Source organism: Chromobacterium sp. S0633, assembly GCF_024158805.1.
GTDB lineage: Bacteria > Pseudomonadota > Gammaproteobacteria > Burkholderiales > Chromobacteriaceae > Chromobacterium.
The window spans coordinates 20,679-40,650 of record NZ_JAMZGH010000036.1 but is presented as its reverse complement, the minus strand read 5'-3'; the positions used below and the strand labels follow the sequence as shown (position 1 = coordinate 40,650).

19 protein-coding genes and 1 tRNA gene are annotated in these 19,972 nt (G+C 66.8%); 7 read left to right on the top strand and 13 right to left on the bottom strand.

Features of this window, described 5'->3' with window-relative positions:
* Nucleotides 1-231: 231 nt before the first annotated feature.
* Complete coding sequence (locus tag NK214_RS18985; RefSeq protein ID WP_227107750.1) at nt 232-2,772, bottom strand: TonB-dependent receptor; 2,541 nt, start codon at nt 2,770-2,772, stop codon at nt 232-234.
* 714 nt (nt 2,773-3,486) lie between these two features.
* Here NK214_RS18985 and NK214_RS18980 point away from each other — a divergent pair.
* Entirely contained in the window at nt 3,487-3,846 is a 360-nt protein-coding gene (locus NK214_RS18980) for a DUF2325 domain-containing protein (RefSeq protein WP_019104007.1), read from the top strand.
* A 116-nt stretch (nt 3,847-3,962) separates the two neighbouring features.
* Here the strand turns inward: NK214_RS18980 and NK214_RS18975 are convergent, their stop codons facing one another.
* From NK214_RS18975 to hpnC, 8 genes are all read right to left on the bottom strand, one after another.
* Complete coding sequence (locus tag NK214_RS18975) at nt 3,963-4,142, bottom strand: zf-HC2 domain-containing protein (RefSeq protein ID WP_107798721.1); 180 nt, start codon at nt 4,140-4,142, stop codon at nt 3,963-3,965.
* Complete coding sequence (locus NK214_RS18970) at nt 4,139-4,699, bottom strand: sigma-70 family RNA polymerase sigma factor (RefSeq protein ID WP_107798720.1); 561 nt, start codon at nt 4,697-4,699, stop codon at nt 4,139-4,141. Before NK214_RS18970 ends, NK214_RS18975 begins: the two co-directional genes overlap by 4 nt.
* Before the next feature lie 82 nt (nt 4,700-4,781).
* Complete coding sequence (gene radA, locus NK214_RS18965; protein WP_107798719.1) at nt 4,782-6,143, bottom strand: DNA repair protein RadA; 1,362 nt, start codon at nt 6,141-6,143, stop codon at nt 4,782-4,784.
* A 27-nt stretch (nt 6,144-6,170) separates the two neighbouring features.
* Nucleotides 6,171-6,734 (bottom strand): hypothetical protein, encoded by a 564-nt coding sequence (locus NK214_RS18960; protein ID WP_107798718.1) that lies wholly within the window; start codon nt 6,732-6,734, stop codon nt 6,171-6,173.
* 15 nt (nt 6,735-6,749) lie between these two features.
* A complete protein-coding gene (locus tag NK214_RS18955) occupies nt 6,750-7,505 on the bottom strand; it encodes an SDR family oxidoreductase (protein ID WP_227107746.1) in 756 nt (251 codons plus the stop codon).
* Nucleotides 7,506-7,566: 61 nt separating this feature from the next.
* On the bottom strand, nt 7,567-8,835 hold the full coding sequence (hpnE, locus tag NK214_RS18950; protein ID WP_253315227.1) for a hydroxysqualene dehydroxylase HpnE: 1,269 nt from the start codon (nt 8,833-8,835) through the stop codon (nt 7,567-7,569).
* A 7-nt stretch (nt 8,836-8,842) separates the two neighbouring features.
* Complete coding sequence (hpnD, locus tag NK214_RS18945; RefSeq protein ID WP_107801710.1) at nt 8,843-9,688, bottom strand: presqualene diphosphate synthase HpnD; 846 nt, start codon at nt 9,686-9,688, stop codon at nt 8,843-8,845.
* Nucleotides 9,689-9,765: 77 nt separating this feature from the next.
* Complete coding sequence (gene hpnC, locus NK214_RS18940; RefSeq protein ID WP_253315226.1) at nt 9,766-10,578, bottom strand: squalene synthase HpnC; 813 nt, start codon at nt 10,576-10,578, stop codon at nt 9,766-9,768.
* A gap of 176 nt (nt 10,579-10,754) precedes the next feature.
* Between hpnC and NK214_RS18935 the strand changes: the two genes are divergently transcribed.
* From NK214_RS18935 to NK214_RS18915, 5 genes are all read left to right on the top strand, one after another.
* A tRNA-Ala gene (locus NK214_RS18935) sits at nt 10,755-10,830 on the top strand.
* Nucleotides 10,831-10,993: 163 nt separating this feature from the next.
* A complete protein-coding gene (locus NK214_RS18930) occupies nt 10,994-11,779 on the top strand; it encodes an ABC transporter substrate-binding protein (protein ID WP_253315225.1) in 786 nt (261 codons plus the stop codon).
* A 118-nt stretch (nt 11,780-11,897) separates the two neighbouring features.
* Entirely contained in the window at nt 11,898-13,064 is a 1,167-nt protein-coding gene (locus NK214_RS18925; protein ID WP_253315224.1) for an MFS transporter, read from the top strand.
* Complete coding sequence (locus NK214_RS18920) at nt 13,061-14,173, top strand: class II histone deacetylase (RefSeq protein ID WP_253315223.1); 1,113 nt, start codon at nt 13,061-13,063, stop codon at nt 14,171-14,173. Before NK214_RS18925 ends, NK214_RS18920 begins: the two co-directional genes overlap by 4 nt.
* A 56-nt stretch (nt 14,174-14,229) precedes the next feature.
* Nucleotides 14,230-15,054, top strand: coding sequence for a MoaF C-terminal domain-containing protein (locus NK214_RS18915; RefSeq protein WP_253315222.1), 825 nt, complete (start codon nt 14,230-14,232; stop codon nt 15,052-15,054).
* Between the two features lie 16 nt (nt 15,055-15,070).
* On the opposite strand, the gene NK214_RS18910 is transcribed toward NK214_RS18915, so the two are convergent.
* Complete coding sequence (locus tag NK214_RS18910) at nt 15,071-15,865, bottom strand: SDR family NAD(P)-dependent oxidoreductase (protein WP_253315221.1); 795 nt, start codon at nt 15,863-15,865, stop codon at nt 15,071-15,073.
* A 114-nt stretch (nt 15,866-15,979) separates the two neighbouring features.
* On the opposite strand from NK214_RS18910, the gene hpaR reads away from it, so the two are divergent.
* On the top strand, nt 15,980-16,420 hold the full coding sequence (gene hpaR, locus NK214_RS18905) for a homoprotocatechuate degradation operon regulator HpaR (protein WP_253315220.1): 441 nt from the start codon (nt 15,980-15,982) through the stop codon (nt 16,418-16,420).
* Between the two features lie 31 nt (nt 16,421-16,451).
* Here the strand turns inward: hpaR and NK214_RS18900 are convergent, their stop codons facing one another.
* The 3 genes from NK214_RS18900 to NK214_RS18890 form a co-directional block, all read right to left on the bottom strand.
* Nucleotides 16,452-17,039 carry a DUF3156 family protein gene (locus tag NK214_RS18900; RefSeq protein WP_253315219.1) on the bottom strand — a complete coding sequence of 196 codons (588 nt, stop codon included), beginning with the start codon at nt 17,037-17,039 and terminating at the stop codon, nt 16,452-16,454.
* On the bottom strand, nt 17,020-18,522 hold the full coding sequence (locus NK214_RS18895; RefSeq protein WP_253315218.1) for an APC family permease: 1,503 nt from the start codon (nt 18,520-18,522) through the stop codon (nt 17,020-17,022). The genes NK214_RS18900 and NK214_RS18895 overlap by 20 nt, the downstream gene beginning before the upstream one ends.
* A gap of 102 nt (nt 18,523-18,624) precedes the next feature.
* Nucleotides 18,625-19,956 (bottom strand): aspartate aminotransferase family protein, encoded by a 1,332-nt coding sequence (locus tag NK214_RS18890; RefSeq protein ID WP_253315217.1) that lies wholly within the window; start codon nt 19,954-19,956, stop codon nt 18,625-18,627.
* Between the last annotated feature and the right edge of the window lie 16 nt (nt 19,957-19,972).

The window sequence follows — 19,972 nt, the reverse complement described above, 5'->3', positions numbered from 1 at the left end:
CGCCGACCAAGCCCGCGATGCGGCGCTTGGGCGGGGGACCGCCGATTCCTCTGGCTGTGATGCTCGTCATGTTTATACCCACAATTGCGGCGACTAGACCGGCCCCTCCCCGCCTTGTGAGCGGGCGGAGCCGGCGCGGCCGCCATTTGCCACTCCGGCCTTCGCGCGAAAGCCGGTTCCTGCGTCCTCCCTCCAGCCGGGGCGGCGCAAGGCCGTCCCGGCATGGCGGAGTTACATCTTGTAGCTGGCCTTCACGAAGTAGGCTCGGCCCACCGCGTCGGTAAAGCGCGGGTCATAGCCCTGGGGCGTGGTTTCGCCCTGATTGCTCCACGGCGGCAGTTGGTCGAACAGGTTCTTGATGCCGGCGGTCACGGTCAGTTGCTTGTTCCAGGCGTAGGATCCGGACAGGTTCCAGGTGGAGTAAGGCTTGACCATGTGGCTGGGGTCGGAATCGGTGTAACCGGACTTGTAAGCCTGGGCCAAGATGCCGCTCCACGAGCCGCGCATCCAGTTCAGCGCCAGATTGTGCTGCCAGCGGAAGGTGGGGCTGCCGTTGACATAGGCGCCCAGATCGCTGTGGTAGTCTCCGCCCTTCTCGTACTGGAAGCTGTGCTTACTGATGTAAGTGCCGTCCAGATTCACCGTGAAATCGCCAACCGAGGTGCGCGGCAGACGGTAGGAGAAACCCAGGTCGACGCCGGCGGCGCTGGTGTTGCCCAGGTTGTCGGTGAGGTCGGTCACGTACAGCAGATTGTTCTTCGAATCCCGGACGAACAAATTGGCGTATTTGCCCGGGTTGGCGAAGATGGTCTGCTCGTTCAGCGAACCGATGGAGTTCTGGATATTGGTCCACCAGAAGTCCACGCTGGTGGTCAGGTCCTTGACCGGCTCCAGCACCATGCCGAAGGAGATGGACGAGGATTTTTCCGGCTGCAGGCTCTTGTTGCCGCCGGTCAGCAGATTTTGCTGCGTCTTGACGCAAGAGGACGAACCGGCGCCCGGCTGCGCCACGCCGCCCGGGCACAATACCGGGTCGGTGTAGTTCTTGGCGGTCAGCTGCTGCTGGGCGGGCTGATTGATGTCGTACAGCGACGGCGCGCGGAAGCCGGTGCTGGCCGAGCTGCGCAGCAGCAGCTGCGGCACCGGCTGGTACTTCAGCGACACCTTGGGATTCACCGAGCTGCCGGAATCGCTGTAGTGGTCGTAACGCACCGCCAGGTTGGCGTCCAGATGCTTGATCACCGGGATGTCCAGTTCGCCGTACAAGGCCTGGGCGCTGCGCTGGCCGCTGCCGTCGTTGGTTTTGGTCAGGCCGGTGCTCAGCGTGTCGGTGGACAGCGCATGGTTGTAGGTATGCTCGATGGTTTCGCGGCGCGCCTCGGCGCCGATGGCCACCGCCAGCATGCCGGCCGGCAGTTGCAGCACTTCCTTGCTGACCTTGAAATCCGCGAGATCGAGTTTGGACTTGGCCTGCTCGATGCGGCCGCTGGACGAGAACGGTTTCCAGGCGGCCGGATCGGAAGTCCCTGGATCGAAGCCGCTGTTCAACGCGTTCTGCAGCTTGCTCTGGCTCAGGTAGCCGCCGTCCAGATCGTGGGTGACCTTGCTTTCCGAGTGGCCGAGGCCGGCGCGGTAGTCCCAACCGGCGATCAAGCCCTCCAGATTCATCTGCAAACGCTGGGTGGTGGCGGTGGTGCTGTCCACGCGCGCGCCGGCCGGCACCGAGCGGCCATACACCGGGAACGGGCCGTCCGCCGGGTTCTGACCCGGCGCGGTCGGCGAAGTCACATCGCCGGAGAACGGCGTCGGCGCCACCCAGGTGGTGTTCTTGGTTTCGGTCACCAGATATTGCAAGGACAGCTCGTGGTCGCCGATGCGGGTGGTGCCCTTGAGCACGCCGGTCTGCTGCTCGACCTCGGGCTGGATGGACGGATACAGCGAATACAGCTGCGAACAGGCGCCGCTGCCGTCCGGCGTCGAATACGGCGGCGCGCAATTGGGCGAGCCGGTAATCAGGTCGCCGCTGGGCAACAGGTAGTTGGGGGGAAAGCTGTTGACGCTGCGCTTGGTGCTGCTGGTGATCTGGGACGCGAAATCACGCTGGGTGGCCATGATCTTGTTGGTCTTGTGATACTCGTAAGCGCCGTAGATATTGAAGCCGTCCTTGCCCAGATCGCCGTAGCCGTAGGACAGGTTGACGCTGCGCTCCTGGCCGCCGGAACGCTGCGGGGACAGAAACTCGCCGCCGATGGACAGGCCCTGCATGGTTTTCTTGGTGATGAAGTTGATCACGCCGCCGATGGCGTCGGTGCCGTAGATGGCGGAAGCGCCGTCGCGCACCACTTCGATGCGGTCTATCACCGTCAGCGGAATGGCGTTGAGGTCGACCGAGGTGCCGTCCATTGGCTGGTTCACGATGCGGCGGCCGTCCAGCAGGATCAAGGTGTACTGGTGACCCAGGCCTCGCAGGCTGGCGTAGGAAGCCCCCCCGGTGGAAGCGCCCACCGCGGCGTTGGCCCCCTGGGAGGACTGGTTGGCGGCTAGGCTGTTGACCACTTGCTCAACCGACGTCATGCCCTGTTTGATCAGGTCGTCGGTCTTGATGATGGTCATCGGGATCGCCTGCTCCTGCTTGATGGAGCGCTTGATGTTGGAGCCGGTGATCTCCACTCGGTCCAGGGTGCCGCTTGCGTCGTCCGCATGGGCCAGAGGCATGGCTCCGGCGCCGAGCATGGCGAGCGCCAGCGCGATTCTCTTCTTGCGATAGTTCATGATTCTCCAATCCCTTGTAAGTTCATCCGGCCACTGACCTCGTCGGGTTTATGGCTCTATTCAGAGCATCGTTGTGCTCATTTTTTGATCTGAACCGAAGGCGATCCGAGTGTGCGAATTAATCATGATCAGCGTCAATAAACTTTTCCGCGGCGGCCCCCCGCCATCTTCAGAGCGAGCAGGCACTATGTTTTAAGCAATGATTCTTAAGGGCTCAAAACCTTTATTAAACAAGCGTCTAACCGGTATTAGAAATCCAATATACAAAAACCCTCATCGCATACTTAGAGCAGAAACTACAAAAAAAAGGCATGCATCTATCCCGTAAGCATGTTGCTTTTTTGCAATTGCGTTAAAAACAGCGCAGCGTAAATACTTCTTATTCTGTGTTTTTAATACTTGTTACATGTAAAAAGCTGGTGGCTGCCATGCATTATTCAGATGCCACTTTCTAAATCTCCTCCGGCAGGCGGCGCGGCCGCGGATTACGCCACGCCGGCCAGCCGGCCGCCCTCGCCCCGCGCGCCGGCCCGGCATGAAGCGCGCTCATGCAAGACCCGCCGCCGGCGCCGCTCTCTCGGGCAAACGGCCCACGCGGCGCGACCGATCCGCCACAGTTCACCCCTGTCCTGATTGCCATTTTCAAAGTTTGTGATTGACCGGCTAAATGATAACGATTATCATTTCTAAAAATTCACCCAGGAGGGATGTCCAATGAATGCCATGCTTGTGGGAGCCGATACCCTCGGCAATATTCCGGATGTGCTGCGCGATTTCGGCATCAACATCCATCGTCACGTCAGCGGCCGCAACAGCTCGCACCAGCGCAAGGTGGACCGCCTGCCGGCCGGCACCGACCTCTTGATTCTGTTCACCGATTTTCTGGGCCACAACGTGATGCGCCATTTCCGCGAACTGGCCTCGGAAAACCAGATCCGCTTCATCGCCTGCCGCCGCTCGGTCTGTGCGCTCAAGCAATCGCTCACCGGAGCCGGCCTCAACGACAGCCAATGCGCCGCCTGCCCGCACCAGTGCGCGGCGGCCAAGAGCGGCGGCGGCAAGCGCAAGCGCTGATTTTTTCTTACCACCCTTGAAGTTAAAAGCCGGCTTGCGCCGGCTTCTTTTTATCCCGCGCCGCGGGCAAGAAAAAACCGGCCAGAAGGCCGGTTTCCCCTTGCGCTTTCAAATGGCTACTCCCCGCGCCCCGCCTTGCGCGCGGCCTCCCCCAACTGCTTCAGCTGTTGCGAGAAATTGCGGCAATTGCCGCACATGAACAGGTGTACGCGCAGACGCACGTGTTCCCACTGGCTCAAGGGACGATCCTGTGAGGCCGAGATCAAACGGCTGGCCTGACGACAACTCAACTTCATACGCTAGCCTCCCGGCTCCAGCGAATCGAAAAACATTCCCGCAAGCTCATGCGGGCGCGATACAGCAATACGGAACAGTTGGTCGCGCTGATCTCCAGATTCTTACAGATCTCCGCGATCTCCATTCCCATCACCTCGCGCATCACGAACACCATCGCGGTGCGGCGCGGCATCACTTCCGAACACTGCTCGAACACCTCCCAGAACTGGCGCGAGATCAAGGACTGCTCCGGCCCGCTCCAGGCCTTGACCGGCTCGCGCCAGTGGCCGTCCCGGCTGAACAGGCCGTCGAAATCGCCGTCGTCGGCCTCGTTCTCCAGCGATTCGAACAGCTTCTCCTTGCCCTTGCGGCGCAAGGCGTCGATCAGCTTGAAGCGCAGGATGGAGGTCAGCCAGGTGCGCAGCGTGGATTTGCCGCTAAAGGAGGCGCGGGACTCCAGCGCCGCCAGCAGCGTTTCCTGCACCGCCTCGTCGGCGGCGTCCTTCTCGCGCAATTGCGCCAGCGCGTAGCGGAACAGATAAGGGCGTTCCGCTTCTATGTCTCGGTCTTCTATCATTCGCTATCCGCTTTCTTAGAGTCTGTTTACGATCTCGCGAGCTAAAGCGAGACGCAGCAGATCGTAAACAGGCTCTTGCCGCTCACTCACGGCAGAATTCCACCGCCTGATCCAGGCGCTCCACCGCGATCACCCGCAGCCCTTCTATCGGCTGGCGCGGGCTGTTGGCCTGCGGCACGATGGCGCGGGTGAAGCCCAGCTTGGCCGCTTCCTTCAAGCGCTCCTGGCCGCGCGCCACCGGGCGCACCTCGCCGGCCAGACCCACTTCGCCGAACACCACCAGCTTTTCCGGCAAGGGCTTGTTGCGCAAGGAGGACACCATGGCCAGGATGATGGCCAGATCGGCCGCCGGTTCGTTGATCTTGACCCCGCCCACCGCGTTGAGGAACACGTCCTGGTCGAAGCAGGCGACGCCGCCGTGACGGTGCAGCACCGCCAGCAACATGGCCAGGCGGTTCTGCTCCAGGCCCACGGTCAGGCGCTTGGGCTGGAAGCCGTGGCAGTCGTCCACCAAGGCCTGGATTTCCACCAGCAAGGGCCGGCTGCCCTCCTGGGTGACCAGCACGCAGGAGCCGGACACATCGTCGCGGTAGGAGGACAGGAAGATGGCCGAGGGATTGGACACGCCCTTGAGGCCGCGGTCCGTCATCACGAACACGCCCAGCTCGTTGACCGCGCCAAAACGGTTCTTGATCGCGCGTATCATCCGGTAATTGGAGTGGGAATCGCCCTCGAAATACAGCACGGTGTCCACCATGTGCTCCAGCACGCGCGGGCCGGCCAGCGAACCTTCCTTGGTGACGTGTCCCACCAGCAGGATGGTGATGCCGGTCTGCTTGGCCATGCGCGTCAGCTGCGCCGCGCATTCTCGCACCTGGGACACCGAGCCGGGCGCCGAGGTCACCTGGTCGGTGTACAGGGTCTGGATGGAGTCGATCACCGCCACTTCCGGCTGCTCGCGCTTCAGCGTTTCCAGGATGGTTTCCAGCCGGATTTCCGCCAGCAGGTTGACGCGCTCGGTGGCCACCGCCAAACGGGTGGCGCGCAGCGCGATCTGCTGCGGCGATTCCTCGCCGGACACGTAGAGCACTTTGCGGCGCGCGCCGATTTCGGACAGCGCTTGCAGCAATAGCGTGGATTTCCCGATGCCGGGATCGCCGCCGATCAGGATCACCGCGCCGCGCACCACGCCGCCGCCCAGCACCCGGTCCAGCTCGTCGATGCCGGACGGGTCGCGCGGCACTTCCTCGGTTTGCACATCGGACAGCTTTTGCACCTGGGTGGCGCTGTCGCTCCAGGACTGGAAACGGGCGTTGGCCGCCGGCGCGGCCTGCACCGCCTCGGTCAGCGTGTTCCAGGCGTTGCAATGCGGGCATTGGCCCTGCCATTTGGGCGTTTGACCGCCGCACTCGGCGCAACTGAATACGGTTTTGATTTTTGCCATCAGGACAACGGAAAGAAGTGGGCGGGCTCAGCCGTGCGAACCAGGCGCAGGGCTGTTCTTATTGAGTTCATTGATGATGTTGAGCAGGCGTTTCTGCTCCGGCTCCGCGCCGGAGGCGGCCTTGGATTTTTCCCCGCCTTCGCCGGCGGGCTTGTTGCGGATGGCCGCCAGCACCGCCTCCACTTGCGGATCGGTGCGCGCGGCGCGTTCGGCTTCTTCGTTGCTCAGCGGCCTGGGGCCGGAGGGAGAGGTGTTGGCGCTGGATTTTTCCGCTGGGGCGGACGCGGCGCCGTGGCCGCTGGCGGTGGGCGCCGGCATGCCGGCGGAGGCGGACGCTTCCCGGGGCGGCTCCATGGTGTCCAGCTTGTTCTTGGCCATGTACTCGTTCATCTCGCGCCAGCCGGCGTAAATCGCCGCCTTGTCGGCTTCGGGATTGCGCAGATAGCACTCTTCCAGCGAACGGCCGGTCTGACGGCAGGCCGCGCCTATCGCCTTATTGGCGTCCTTGGTCAAGCCGGTGACGTTGCCCACCCAGTTGCAGCCGGTCAACGCCAGCAACAGCGGCAACCATAGCCATCGCCCTATGCTCATGCCTCCCCCTTCCCCTCAAGCGCGCCGGGCGCGCAAATCCAGTTCCACGATCTCGCCGCTGCGGCCCTGGCTGGCGGGCCCCAGCCAGTACAGCAAATGCGGCATCAGTTCGGACAGATTGCCGCGTTCGGACTTGTCCTCGCCCGGGTGGGTGCGGTTGCGCTGCGGCGAATTCACCGGCCCCGGGATCAGCTGGTTGACGCGCAACTGCGGGTAAACGTCCCATTCATTGGCCGCCACCTGGGTCAGGTAGTTGAGGCCGGCCTTGGACGCGCCGAAACCGCCCCAGTACGGCGCCGGGTGCAAGCCGTGGGTTTCGCCGACGAACAGCACCGCCGCGTCCGGCGAATCCTTCAACAGCGGCAGACAGGCCCGGGTCAGCGCGAACGGCGCCACGGTATTGATCCGGTACTGGTCCATCCACTCTTCCACCGTCTGATTGGACAGCGGCGACAACGCGTAAAAATGCGAGGCGCAGTGCAGAATGCCGTCCAGGCGGCCCAGCTCGCGCTTGATCATCATCGCCAGATTGTTGAAATCGCCCTCCGCCGCCTTCAGCAGGTCCAGCGGCACCGCCGCCGGCTCCGGCCCTCCGGCGGCCGCTATTTCATCGTAGACCTTCTCCAGGCCTTTGACGCTGCGCGCCAGCAACACCACGGTGGCGCCGTGACGCGCCAAAGTCAGCGCGGCCTCGCGGCCTATGCCCTGGGAGGCGCCGGTAATCAGCACCACGCGGTCCTTGAATGCGTTAGAGGCGATATCTGTCGTCATTTTTTTTCGCTATCTTGTAATCAGGGCCATCGGCGGCGCGCCCCTGCGGCCGCCGGATGGCTCACAGTCTTCCAATCACCGCGCGGGCGGCTGCGACGCCGCTTCGGACGGCCCCCTCCAAAGTGGCAGGATAATCAGCATGCGTCCAATCTCCCGCCAAATAAAGCGATTGTACCGGGCTTGGCTGCGCCGGTCGCCTCATATCGACCAAACTGGCAAAAGTGGCCCGCCGCTCCGCCAGCACCCGGAAATCAAGCCGCCGGCCGGCGCGCGGATCAAGCCGGCGCACGTCGGCCTCCACCAAAGCAGCCAGTTCCTCTTGCGCAAGCGCGTCCAGATGCTGCGGCGCGCTCATCACCGCGGCCACCCAGCCGGTCTCGCCCATCAGCGCGCCGCGGTCGAACAGCCAGTCGCCGACGCCGCCGCTGCAGGCGCACATCGGCGCCGGCAAACGGACCGCGCCTTCAAACTGCAGGTAGACGGTGTAGATGGGCCAATAACGATAAGCATCGGTCAGCTGGCGCAGCGCTGGATCCGCCGTCAGTTCCGCCGCGTGATACGGCGCCACCGCCAGCACGGCGGCGTCGAAGCGCTCGCCGTCCACGCTCACCCCCGTTGAATCCGCCGCCACGCCGCGCACGCGCCGGCCGGCGCGCAGATCCGCGCCACGCGCCGCCAGCCAGCGCCAGGCCGGCTCCGGGAACAGGGCGGACAAGTCCACTTTGGGCAGCAAGAGATCGCTGGCGGCGCGCTCCGCGCCCAGGCTGTCGCGCAGCACCGCGGCCAGCACCCGCATCGACGCCTGCTCCGGCGGCGTGTTGAGGCCGGACAACACCAGCGGCCGCCAGAATTCGCGGATCAGCGTTTCGGACTGACCTTGCTCCAGCAGCCATTGCGTCACCGCGCAATCCGGCTCCACCCGCCAGCCCTGCCCTTTCAAACGCTGCAAGGCCAGCGCCAGCCGCGCCTTGTCGCGCCAGCTTATGCCGCGCGCCGTCAGCAGGCCGGCCGCCAGATGCAAGGGCGCCGGCAGCCGCGGGCAGCTCAGGCTGATGCCGCCCTGGCGCCGCCAGTTCATCGGCAGGCGCAGCAAGGCCCGGCTCTCGTCCACGCCCACCGCGGCCATCAGCCGCAGGCATTCGCGATACGCGCCGATCAGGATGTGCTGGCCGTTGTCCAGCCGGCTGCCGGGCACGCCGATGCGGCGCGCGCGGCCGCCCGGCTCGCGGCCGGCCTCGAACACGGTCAGCTCCGCCCGCCCGGCCAGCTCCACCGCGGCGGCGAGGCCGGCCCAGCCGGCGCCGATCACGGCGACGCGCGGCCTGCTCATGCGCAGCTCACGGCCGGTAGCCGAAAGTCCAGGTTTTCCATGCCAGCCACAGCTTGCGGATGGGCGTCAGCGACAGCCGCTGATTGAGCACCTTGGCCGGGCCGTCCAGCTTGATCTCCTCCAGCGTGGCGCGGTAGATCGCGGCCATCAGCAGGCCGGGGCGCTGAGACTTGCGGTCCGCCGCCGGCAGCATTTCCCAGGCCTGACGGTAGTATTGCTGCGCGCGCTCGATCTGGAATTCCATCAAGTCCTTGAAGGCCGGGCTTTCCTCGTAGTGCAGGATGTCCATCGCCGGGCAATTGAAGCGCTGCAACTCCTCCATCGGCAGATAGATGCGGTCGCGGCGCGCGTCCTCGCCCACGTCCCGGATGATGTTGGTCAGCTGGAAGGCGATGCCCAGCTCGTGCGCGTACTCCAGCGTCTTCTCGTCGCCGTAGCCGAAGATGCGCGCCGCCAGTTGCCCCACCACGCCGGCCACGCGGTGGCAGTACAGCAGCAGGTCCTGGAAACGCTGGTAGCGCACCATGCTCAGGTCCATGGCCATGCCGTCTATGATTTCTTCCAGCTCGCTCTGCGGCAGGCCGAAAGCCCGCGCGTGCGGCTGCAGCGCCTGCATCACCGGGTGCTCCGGCGCGCCCTGGTAGAGCTTGGCGATTTCGCCGCGCCACCAGGCCAGCTTGGCGCTGGCCACGCCGGGGTCGTGGCATTCGTCCACCACATCGTCCACCTCGCGGCAGAAGGCGTACAGCGCGGTAATCGCGCGGCGGCGCGACTCCGGCAAGAAGCGGAAGCTGTAATAGAAGCTGGAGCCGCTGGCGGCGGCCTTGTCTTCGCAATACTGATCAGGCGTCACGCGCCACTCCTGTCCAAGCGGCGGCCGCGGCGGGCCGCCGTCCTTCAATCATATTCATCGTCGTCGCGCCGCGGCGCTCACTTGGCGCGCGCCGCGCGCCACAGCATGTAAATCCAGTCGCGCCATCCCAGCACCGGACGGCGGCGGAACACGTCGCCGCCGGAGTCGTGCAGCTTTTTCAGTATCCGTTCGCCGCCCAGGATGATCAGCCTCAGTTCCAGCCCCATCCGGCCCTTCAACACTTTGCCCAGCGGCGCGCCGGCCTGCAACATCTTGCGCGCGCGCTCGATCTGGGCGCGCATCATAGGCTGCCACAGGCCGCCGGCGTCGCGCGCGGCGATCTGCGCCTCGCTCACCCGGAAACGCTGCAAATCCTCCTGCGGCAAGTAGACCCGGCCCTTGCGCCAGTCCAGCTCGACATCCTGCAGGAAATTGATCAGCTGCAAGGCGGTGCAGATGCCGTCCGACATCGCCAGCGAGCGCCTATCGTTCTCGCCGTACAGCGCCAGCATCAGCCGGCCCACCGGATTGGCGGAACGGCGGCAGTAATCCGCCAGTTCCGCATAATCGCGGTAGCGGGTTTTCCCCACGTCCTGGCGGAAGGCCGCCAGCAGATCGTGAAACGGCTGCAAGTCCAGGCTGTGCTCGGCGATCGCCGCCGCCAGATTGCGCATCATGGCCGTGTCCGGCGTCTGGCCGGCGCCGATGCGCTCCAGCTCCGCGCCCAGGCGGTCCAGTTCGGCCAGCCTCAGCTCGGGGGCGTCGTCGCCCTCGTCCGCCACGTCGTCGGCGTAACGCGCGAAATGGTAGATGGCGTGCACGGCGCGGCGCATCCTGCGCGGCAGCAGGATGGAGCCCACCGGGAAATTCTCGTAATGCCCAACCGACATCGGCTTGCTTCCTGTTGTATGGCTGGCGAATGGGCGATTATAACCGAGCGCTCCGGACCCTCCTATGCCGGCGGCCGCGCCGCCGCCGGAAAATTATCCAAAAAAAGTGGCGGAGGCTATTTACACGCTCCTGCCGCTGCCATATACTGCGCAGCACTGTGAAACGCAGCCGGTGCGGGGGTATAGCTCAGTTGGGAGAGCGCTTGCATGGCATGCAAGAGGTCAGCGGTTCGATCCCGCTTACCTCCACCAAAAACTGCTTCACAGCGAGACGCCGCCCAGCGCGGCGCGCAGCAAAAGCCGATTCCGAGGAATCGGCTTTTTGCATTGTCCCCGCCCTTTTCCCGCTTGCCTTTTTTTGTTGCGGCGCAAATAACTAAAGCAAGTCCATCCCTTCCCGTCGCGGAGCTTCCGTATGCCGCGTGCCCGCCTGATCTTCCTGCTGCTGTCCCTGTGCGCCTTCGGCGCCGCGGCCGAGCCGCGCCCGGCCAGCCTGCGGCTGTGCACCGAAGACATGGACGCGCCGCCGTGGCGCAGCCAGAACGGCCCCAGCCTGAGCTTGCAGATACTGAAGTCCGCCGCCCAAAGAAGCAATATCAAGCTGGAAATCCGGGAGATGGCCTGGGTGCGCTGCCTGAACGAGGTGCAGAACAATCAGTTGGACGGCGTCTTCGAGATCAGCTTCAAGCCGGAACGGCTGCGCATCGGCGTCTATCCGATGAAAGGCGACGCCGCCGACCCGGCGATGCGCATGCATCTGGACAGCTACAGCCTGTACCGGCTCAAAGGCTCGCCATTGGAATGGGACGGGCAAAGCCTCAGCCACCTGGAAGGCGCCGTCGGCGCGCAGACCGGCTTCTCCGTCATCGCCCAGCTTCAGGCGCTGGGCGCGCAGGTGGACGACAGTTCGCGCAATCCGGAGCAGAATCTGAACAAGCTCTTGGCGCGCCGCATCGGCGCCCTGGCCTTGCCCACACTGACCGGCGACAGCCTGCTGGCGGGCAATCCGGCCTATAGGGACAGGATAGAAAAAGTGGGGCCGGACCTGGTCGCCAAGCCTTACTACCTGATTTTTTCCCACCGCTTCGCGGACGGCCACCCCAAGCTGACCCGCCAATTCTGGGAAGCCATCGCCCAGACGCGGGACACCCCCGAGTACCGCAAGGCCCTGCAAGACGCGCTGCGCCAGCTCAACCGCTGACGCCGCCGTGTTGCGCTCCCGCTATCCCAAATCGGCAAAACGCCGTCCGTCCGCTTGCCCCCAAACGCGAATCTTGCGAGCGTAAGCTCTGGTTCACCACTCGCCCGCCGGGGGAAACATGAGCGTTCGTCTGCCCGCCCACACCGTCGCGCCCGTCCGCGGCGGCGCCTTGATCGCCCTGATCGCCTTCGCCGCCGTCGCGCCGCTGGTGCTGATGACCGCGCCGGCGCTGGCCGGCCAATTGGCCAGCCAGTTCGGCCTGGGGCCGGAACGCATCGGCCGCCTGTTCGCGGTGGAGCTGGGCGCGATGAGCCTGGCGACGCTGCCGGCCTATTTCTGGCTGCCGCGCGTGGACTGGCGGCGCGCCGCCGCCTGCGCCGCCTGGCTGTTCATCGCCGCCAATCTCGCCTCCTGTTTCGCCGCCACTTACGCCGAGCTGCTGCCGCTGCGGCTGCTTAGCGCGCTGGCCGGCGGCTCGCTGATGATTTTATGCCTGTCCACCGCCGCGGCCAGCGCCAATCCCGAACGCGCCTACGGCCTGTGGGTGTGCGGCCAGCTGGCGCTGGGCGCCCTGGGCCTGCTGCTGTTTCCGGCCTGGTTCGCCCGTCACGGCGTCGCCGCCTGTTATCTGAGCCTGGCGGCGCTGATGGCCCTCTGCCTGCCGCTGGCCCGCTGTTTTCCGTCCGCGGCGGCCCGGCCCGCCGCGCCGTCCGGCGCGGGAGCGACGCCCTGGCGCCCGGCGCTGATCGGGGCGGCCGCCACCTTGTGCTTCTACGTCAGCCTGAGCGGCACCTGGACTTTCATCGGCAGCATCGCCGCCCAGGCGGGGCTGAGCCCGGAGCAAAGCGGAGACTGGCTGGCCCTCGCCACGCTGATGGGCATCGCCGGTTCGGTCTGCGCCGCGGCGATCGGCGGCCGCGGCGCGCGCCGCCGTCTGCTGATCGCCGGCTACGGGCTGATGCTGCTGGCGCTGGCCCTGCTGCTGGGCGCGCCGCGCGCCGGCCGCTTCGCCGCGGCGGCGCTCGTCTTCAAATACGCGTGGACCTTCATCCTGCCCTTCATTCTGGCCACGCTGGCCGCGCTGGATCACAGCGGCCGGCTGATGAACACCGTCAATCTGGCGATAGGCGGCGGCCTGGCGCTGGGACCGGCGCTGGCCGGCGAATTGATGGCCGCCCGCGGCCAAAACCCTCAAACCCTGCTGCTCGTCGCCATGGGACTCGCCGCCTTGTCGCTGGCCCTGTTGCTGACGCTGCGGCCCGCAAGCGTCAGGAGTCCGCAATGACCGCCCGCACCGCGTTTTTCTTCGACGAACTCTGCCTGTGGCACAGCGCCGGCCCCCACGCTCAGATCCTGCCGGTGGGCGGCTGGGTGCAACCGCCTTCCGGCGGCGGCCACGCCGAATCCCCGGACAGCAAGCGCAGGCTGAAAAGCCTGATGGACGTGTCCGGCCTCGGCGCCCGGCTGCAAGCGCGCGGCGCGCCGCCCCTGGACGAGGACGCGCTGCTGCGCGTGCACACGCCCGCCTATCTGCAGCGCTTCAAGGCGCTCAGCGACGCCGGCGGCGGCGAGCTGGGACCGCAGGCGCCGATAGGCCCCGGCAGCTATGAAATCGCCAAACTGTCCGCCGGCCTGGCCTGGGCCGCGGTGAACGCCGTGCTCGCCGGCGAGGCGGACAAGGCCTACGCGCTGTCGCGCCCGCCCGGCCATCATTGCTCGGCGGACGGCGCGATGGGCTTCTGTTTTCTGGCCAACGCCGCCCTCGCCGCGGAGCTGGCCATCGCCCGCCACGGCCTGAGCCGCGTCGCCATCGTCGATTGGGACGTGCACCACGGCAACGGCACCCAGTCCATTTTTTACCGGCGCGGCGATGTGCTGACCCTCTCCCTGCATCAGGACGGCTGTTATCCGCCCGGCTACGGCGGGGCCGAGGACCGCGGCGAGGGCGAGGGCCTGGACGCCAATCTGAACATCCCCTTGCTGCCCGGCGGCGGCCACCAGGCCTATCTGGACGCGATGCGGCTGCTGGTGCTGCCGGCGCTGCGGCGCTTCCGGCCCGAGTTGATCATCGTCGCCTGCGGCTACGACGCCAACGCCGTCGATCCCCTGGCCAGAATGCAGGCGCACAGCGACACCTTCCGCGAGATGACGCGGCAGCTGGCCGACTACGCCGACGCCGAGGCGGGCGGACGGCTGGTCCTGCTGCACGAGGGCGGCTATTCCGAAGCCTACGTGCCCTTTTGCGGCCTGGCCACGCTGGAGGCGCTGTCCGGCGTCCGCACCGAGGTGGAGGATCCGCTGCTGGAACTGATCATCGCTCAACAGCCCGGCGCGCCGCTGCGCGAGCTGCAAACGCGCCTGCTGGAAGCGCAGGCCGAGCGGCTCGGGTTTTGAGCGCCCGCCCCAAAACGAGCCGAGTCCGCCATTTAGCCATCGATAAGGAGCCGCCCATGTCCAATCCCACTCCCGAATTCATCCAGGTCGGCGCGCTGGCCGACGGCTTCGCGCCCGACAGCCTGACCCTGCCCCGCTGCGCCGAGCTGGACGGCCGCAGCCTGCGGCTGTGCTTCGACGACGACAGCGCCGCGGACTGCCGGCTGGACTCCGGCGGCGACGCCCGCGTCGTCCTTGACCGTCCGGGGCGAGCCTCGGCGCTGGCGGAGATAGACGGCTTCCACGCCAGTTCCTTGCGCGCCGGCGTCTATTTCATCGATTTCCGTCACCAGGGCCCGGCCGCGCAGTCTCTCAGCCTGATCCTGGACCTGGCGCAGCGCCGCTTCACCCTGGTTCTGGGCCGGCTGCCCGACGCCGACGCCGCGCGGATCTGCGCTTTCGACCGGGTGGAGCGCCAACTGGAATTGACCGGCGTAGACGTCGAGTTCCTCCACGGCGCCGTCGACCAGGCCGCCGCGAGCGTCCCGCCGCATCCGCCCAGCGCGGAGCTGATCGGCATGCGCAACCGCTACCGCTACAGCCCCACCGAGTGCTACGAGCACATTTATCTGAACGACAGCTTCTACGCCTGGCACTGCCTGGAAGGCGTGGAGCGCGGCCTGGCCGACGTCGACCGCTGCCACTGCCTGCAAGTGGCGGAGCGGCTGTATTTATTCGTCTGGCGCGAAAAAATCATCCCCACCCTGGGCGTGATCCTGATCGATCTGGAACGGATGCGCACCGACGGCAAGATCTTCGGCTATCAGGACGGCGGCTTCGGCGCCACCCGCAACTTCCGGGTGGGCGCGCGGGCCAGCGTCGTCAACCACGTTCGCGGCTGAGGAGCCGCGCCGGGCTTCAGTCCCGCTCCAGCCGGGAGTACGCCAGCGTCGGCACATCCACCGCCGTCGCGCCGCCGTCCGCCGTCAGGCAGGCGCCGCTGACCATGGCCGCCTCGTCGGACAAGAGGAAACGGCAGACCGCGGCGATGTCCTCCGGCGTCGCCGGCCGCCGCAACGGCACATCGGCGGTGACGCGCCGGTAGGCGGCGTCCAGGTCCTCGCCATAAGCCGCCATCAGCGGCAGCATCTCCTCGTCCGCCATCGGCGTGCGCACCCAGCCCGGACACAGCGCGTTGACCCGCACCGCCGGCCCGTAGTCGCGCGCCAGCGACCGGGCCAGGCCCAGCAAGGCGTGCTTGGCCGTCACATAGCCGCAGGCCGCAGGCCCGGCCGCCAGACCGGCGATGGAGGCCAGCAACACCATGCTGCCGCCCTGCCGGATCAGGTCCGGCAGGCAGGCGCGGGCGCTGACGAAGGCGGTGTCCAGATTGGCGCGCATCGCGGCGCGCCAGGCCGCGTCGTCGGTGTCCAGCGCCGCGCCCATGCCCAGGCCGCCGGCGCAAGCGGCCAAGCCGTCCACCCTGCCCCAGCGCGCGCGGATGCGCGCCAGGAAATCCTCCCAGGCCGCGGCGTCGGCGGCGTCGCCGGCCAAGGCCAGACCGCCGGTTTCCTCCGCCAGCGCCAGCAAGGGGCCGGCCCGCCGGCCCACCAGGGCCAGCCGCGCGCCTTCGGCGGCGAAGCGCCGCGCGCAAGCCGCGCCGATGCCGGAGCCCGCGCCGGTGATCACTATGGTTTTATCGCGCAAAGACATCTCAGCCTCCTTGTCGTTCGCCGTCTAAACCCGACGGCATTATGTTAATATATTCATTTAAAGTAAACAGGCCGCCCCCCTTACCCTACCGCGACTTTAAACCAAGGAGCCGCCATGGACCCTACGCAGCGTCCCTACCAATACCAACTGCCGCAACGCCTGCTGCGCGCGCGCGAAGCGGTGATGTCCTACTTCCGTCCGGTGCTGAGCCGTCACGGCCTGTCGGAACAGCAATGGCGCGTCCTGCGCCTGCTGGCGGAACGCGGAAACATGGAAGCCGGCGAGATCGCCCAGCGCGCCGGCATCCACCCGCCCAGCCTCAGCGGCATCCTGGCGCGCATGGAAAGGGACGATCTGGTTTACCGCCACCGCGCCCAAGCGGACAACCGTCGCTTGATCGTCACGCCGACGCAGCGCGCCAAGACGCTGACCCAGCGCATCATCCCGCTGTCCAACGACTGTTACCGCCAGATCGAAGCCCATTTTTCCCAGGCCAAGCTGCAAGCCTTGCTCGCCTTGCTGGATGAGTTGGAAAGCCTGCCCGCGCCGTCTTAGAACCTGTTCAAGAGCGGACCGCCCGCCAGACCTAGCCCCGCCCCGCCTCCGCCGCCAGCAAGACGCGGCGGCAGGCGGCCAGGCTGGCCAGCACCGCCAGGCCCTGCACGCCGCGCAGGCCGATGTAGCGCCGCAAGGGCGGCAGCCGGCACGCCACCTCGCTGGCGCCGTAAGGCTCCAGACACAGCAACCAGCCGTCCTGGCCGCCGTGCAGCTCGCAACGCTTGAAATCCAGCGGCGACAGCGCGGCGCGCACATCCGCGTCCGCGCGCAAGCGCTCCAGCAGCGGCGCCAGCGCCGTGGCGTCGCCGTCCAGCAAATCGACGACGATGCCGCGGCGACGCCAGAAGCCGCCGTGACGCAGACGGATGCGCGCGCGACCCGGCGCGCCCGGCACCGTCAGCCGGAACTCGCAAGCCACCATATAGGCCAGCCAGCCCGCCTCCACCCGCTCCCGCGCCGAAAAACTCCACTCCCCGTGCGGAAAGCGAAAACGCCGCTCCGCCTCCTCTTCGGCCTGGCAATCCAGCTCCGGCCAGTCCAGGCTCAGCCGCGCCAGCGTCGCGCCCGGACGATAGCCGCCCGGCCTGCGCCAGGCCTCAACCAGCCGCGGCCACACGTTCCAGCTCCCGCCGCAAGGCCTCGTCTTCGCCCTGGCACTGCGTGTCCAGAATCCGCTCCAGCGGCACCGGCCGGAACGGGTTGACCTTCTGCACCAGCAAGGTCCACAGCAGCGCGTACACCAGGGTCAGGCCCAGCATCCAGCCAAAGGGCAGGTAGATGTCGCGCGCCTGCATGCCGGGCGGAGTGATGAAACAGATCGCCAGCACGATGCCCAGCGCGGAGCCTATCTGCGGCAGCGGAAACCACGGCGAGCGGTAGGCGCGCGGGAAATCCGGCCGCGTCAGCCTCAGCCGCACCACGGACAGCGTCACCAGCAGATAGGCCACGCCCCAGGAACAGACCGCCGCCAGCACCAGGGGCATGATGCGGTCCAGATCGCCCTGGATCAACCAGGCGTGGACACAGGGGATGAGCACCGCCGCCGCGATGCCGCACCACGGCGTGTTGAAACGCGGATGCAGATAGGCGAAGCAGCGCGGCAAGGCGCCGTCCTGGGCCATGCCGTACAGGATGCGCGGCAGCGCCGCCATCAGGGTGTTGATCGTCGCCGCGCCGGCCAGCAGCAGGCCGACGCCCAGCCAGATCTTGCCGAAGGGCCCCATCACCCGCTCGGCGAAGGCCGGCAGCGCCATCGGCGTGTCCAGCAGCCGCGGGCCGTCCGCATGGGCCGGGTCCAGCGGCGTATTGGCCACCTGCCTCACCATGGCCGCGCCGTACAGCAGCATGGTGACGGCCACGCCGCTGAGCCCCATCTTCAAAGCCCGCGGAATGGCGCGGCCGGAATCGCGCAGCTCCGGCGCCAACGGCGTCACCAGCTCCGCGCCGACGAACATGAACATCGCCATGCCCACCAGGCTGAGCAGCAGGCCCGGATCATCCAAACGCAGCGGCGCGCCGAACCAGCCGCCCAGATCCACCGCCGGCGCGCGCAGCAGGCCGACCACGCCAAACACCGTCAGCGTCGCCCACATGCCGAAGGTCAGCGCCACCTCGGCCTTGCCGAACAGGGTCACGCCCAGCGCGTTGAGCGCGCCGAAAACGATGACCAGGCCCACGCCCACCATCCAGGCGCTGCCGCTCTTTTCCAGCATGGTGTTGAGATGGTCGAAATTCACCAGCGCCATGATGCCGGACAGTATGGTCTCGGCGGTGCCGGCGAACACATGCACCAATAGATAGGCCGACAAGGTGCCGGCGATGGCCAGGCCGCGGCCCAGGCCGGCGCTGATGTAGTCGTACACCGCGCCGGAAGTCGGCAGCATCGCCGCCGCTTCGGCGAAAGTGGTGGCCTGCGCCTGCATCATCAGATAGGCGATCAGCATGGCCAGCGCGAAAGTGCCGCCGGCCATGCCGAAGCCGCTGGTGGCGGTCAGTATCACCGGGCTGGCCATCACTACGCCCACCGAACTGGCCAACGCCACCGGAAAGCCCACCACGCCGCGGCTCAGGCTGCGGCTCAAACGTTCGCTAACAGACATGGTTCTCCTCCCTCTTCCATCCGCCGCCGCGCCGGCCGCCGCTCTCTGTCTTCCTGGCGGCGTGCCGGCGCGGCCGGCTGCTCCCCGTTCGGGCCGGGCCGTTCAGGCCTCGGCCAGCCCGGCTTCCAAGGCCGACGCGATCACATCGGCGTGCTCGCGCTGCAACACCAGCGGCGGCGACAGAATGATCTTGCTGCCCACCGGCCGCACCAGCGCGCCGGCCCGGCGCGCGATCTCCGCCACCTTGTCGGCGTAGCCGCTTTGCGGGTCTATCGGCTCCCGGCTGGCCTTGTCCTTGACCAGGTCCAGGGCCAGCATCAGGCCCTTGCCGCGCACCTCGCCCACCGCCGGATAACGCTCGGCCAGCGGCAGCAGCCGCCGCAGCAGGTAATCGCCCGTTTCCGCCGCGCGGGCCGGCAGGTCTTCCTCCTGCACGATGCGCAGATTGGCGAGGGCGGCGGCGCAGGCCACCGGGTGGCCGGCGTAGGTGTAGCCATGCATGATGACGCCGCCGAAATCGCCGTTGGCGGCGAAGGCGTCCGCCACGCGCTGATTGACCACGGTGGCGCCCAGCGGCAGATAGCCGGAGGAGATGCCCTTGGCCAGGCACATCATGTCCGGCTTCACCCCCCACAGCCGGCTGCCGAACATGGCGCCGGAGCGGCCGAAGCCGGTGACCACCTCGTCGGCGATCAGCAGCACGCCGTGGCGGTCGCACACCTCGCGTACCCGCGGCCAATAACTGGCCGGCGGCACGATGACGCCGCCGGCGCCCTGTATCGGCTCGGCGATGAAGGCCGCCACCGTGTCCGGGCTCTGGAACAGGATCTCGCGCTCCAGCATCCGCGCGCAGATTTCGGCCAGCTCCTCAGGGTCGTCGGTAAAGGGGTTGCGGTAGGGCCACGGGGTCTCCACATGGAAGCAGCCGGGCAGCAGCGGTTCGTAATTACGGCGGAACACCGTGTTGCCGTTGACCGAGCCGCCGCCGAAGTGGGTGCCGTGATAGCCCTGCTTCAAGGAGATGAACTTGACCCGGTCCGGCTGGCCCTTGAGCCGCCAGTATTGGCGCGCCAGCTTGAGCGCGGTTTCCACCGCGTCCGAGCCGCCGGAGCTGAACACCACCCGCGCCATGTCTTCCGGCCGCAGCATGTCGATCAGCAGCGCGGACAACTCCTCCGCCCGCGGATGGGAGATGCCGTCGAAAAGCTGGAAATACTCCAGTTCGTCCAGCTGCCGGGCGATGGCCTGCTTGATTTCGGCGCGGTTGTGGCCGACGTTGACGTTCCACAGCCCGGCCACGCCGTCCACCAGCTTGACGCCCTGGTCGTCGAACACATGGCAGCCGTCGCCGCGCACGATGCGGATGGGCGGCCGCTCTTTCATTGCGTTGGGATGCAGCATGGGGTGCCAGAAACGGGCCTTGTCGTAGGACATGTCTTTCTCCTGAATC

What these genes read in the sequence shown, in the direction of transcription:
- NK214_RS18985 (WP_227107750.1), bottom strand. Translation starts at nt 2,772, where the DNA reads ATGAACTATCGCAAGAAGAGAATCGCGCTGGCGCTCGCCATGCTCGGC.
- NK214_RS18980 (WP_019104007.1), top strand. Translation starts at nt 3,487, where the DNA reads ATGAATGCCATGCTTGTGGGAGCCGATACCCTCGGCAATATTCCGGAT.
- NK214_RS18975 (WP_107798721.1), bottom strand. Translation starts at nt 4,142, where the DNA reads ATGAAGTTGAGTTGTCGTCAGGCCAGCCGTTTGATCTCGGCCTCACAG.
- NK214_RS18970 (WP_107798720.1), bottom strand. Translation starts at nt 4,699, where the DNA reads ATGATAGAAGACCGAGACATAGAAGCGGAACGCCCTTATCTGTTCCGC.
- radA (WP_107798719.1), bottom strand. Translation starts at nt 6,143, where the DNA reads ATGGCAAAAATCAAAACCGTATTCAGTTGCGCCGAGTGCGGCGGTCAA.
- NK214_RS18960 (WP_107798718.1), bottom strand. Translation starts at nt 6,734, where the DNA reads ATGAGCATAGGGCGATGGCTATGGTTGCCGCTGTTGCTGGCGTTGACC.
- NK214_RS18955 (WP_227107746.1), bottom strand. Translation starts at nt 7,505, where the DNA reads ATGACGACAGATATCGCCTCTAACGCATTCAAGGACCGCGTGGTGCTG.
- hpnE (WP_253315227.1), bottom strand. Translation starts at nt 8,835, where the DNA reads ATGAGCAGGCCGCGCGTCGCCGTGATCGGCGCCGGCTGGGCCGGCCTC.
- hpnC (WP_253315226.1), bottom strand. Translation starts at nt 10,578, where the DNA reads ATGTCGGTTGGGCATTACGAGAATTTCCCGGTGGGCTCCATCCTGCTG.
- NK214_RS18930 (WP_253315225.1), top strand. Translation starts at nt 10,994, where the DNA reads ATGCCGCGTGCCCGCCTGATCTTCCTGCTGCTGTCCCTGTGCGCCTTC.
- NK214_RS18925 (WP_253315224.1), top strand. Translation starts at nt 11,898, where the DNA reads ATGAGCGTTCGTCTGCCCGCCCACACCGTCGCGCCCGTCCGCGGCGGC.
- NK214_RS18920 (WP_253315223.1), top strand. Translation starts at nt 13,061, where the DNA reads ATGACCGCCCGCACCGCGTTTTTCTTCGACGAACTCTGCCTGTGGCAC.
- NK214_RS18915 (WP_253315222.1), top strand. Translation starts at nt 14,230, where the DNA reads ATGTCCAATCCCACTCCCGAATTCATCCAGGTCGGCGCGCTGGCCGAC.
- NK214_RS18910 (WP_253315221.1), bottom strand. Translation starts at nt 15,865, where the DNA reads ATGTCTTTGCGCGATAAAACCATAGTGATCACCGGCGCGGGCTCCGGC.
- hpaR (WP_253315220.1), top strand. Translation starts at nt 15,980, where the DNA reads ATGGACCCTACGCAGCGTCCCTACCAATACCAACTGCCGCAACGCCTG.
- NK214_RS18895 (WP_253315218.1), bottom strand. Translation starts at nt 18,522, where the DNA reads ATGTCTGTTAGCGAACGTTTGAGCCGCAGCCTGAGCCGCGGCGTGGTG.
- NK214_RS18890 (WP_253315217.1), bottom strand. Translation starts at nt 19,956, where the DNA reads ATGTCCTACGACAAGGCCCGTTTCTGGCACCCCATGCTGCATCCCAAC.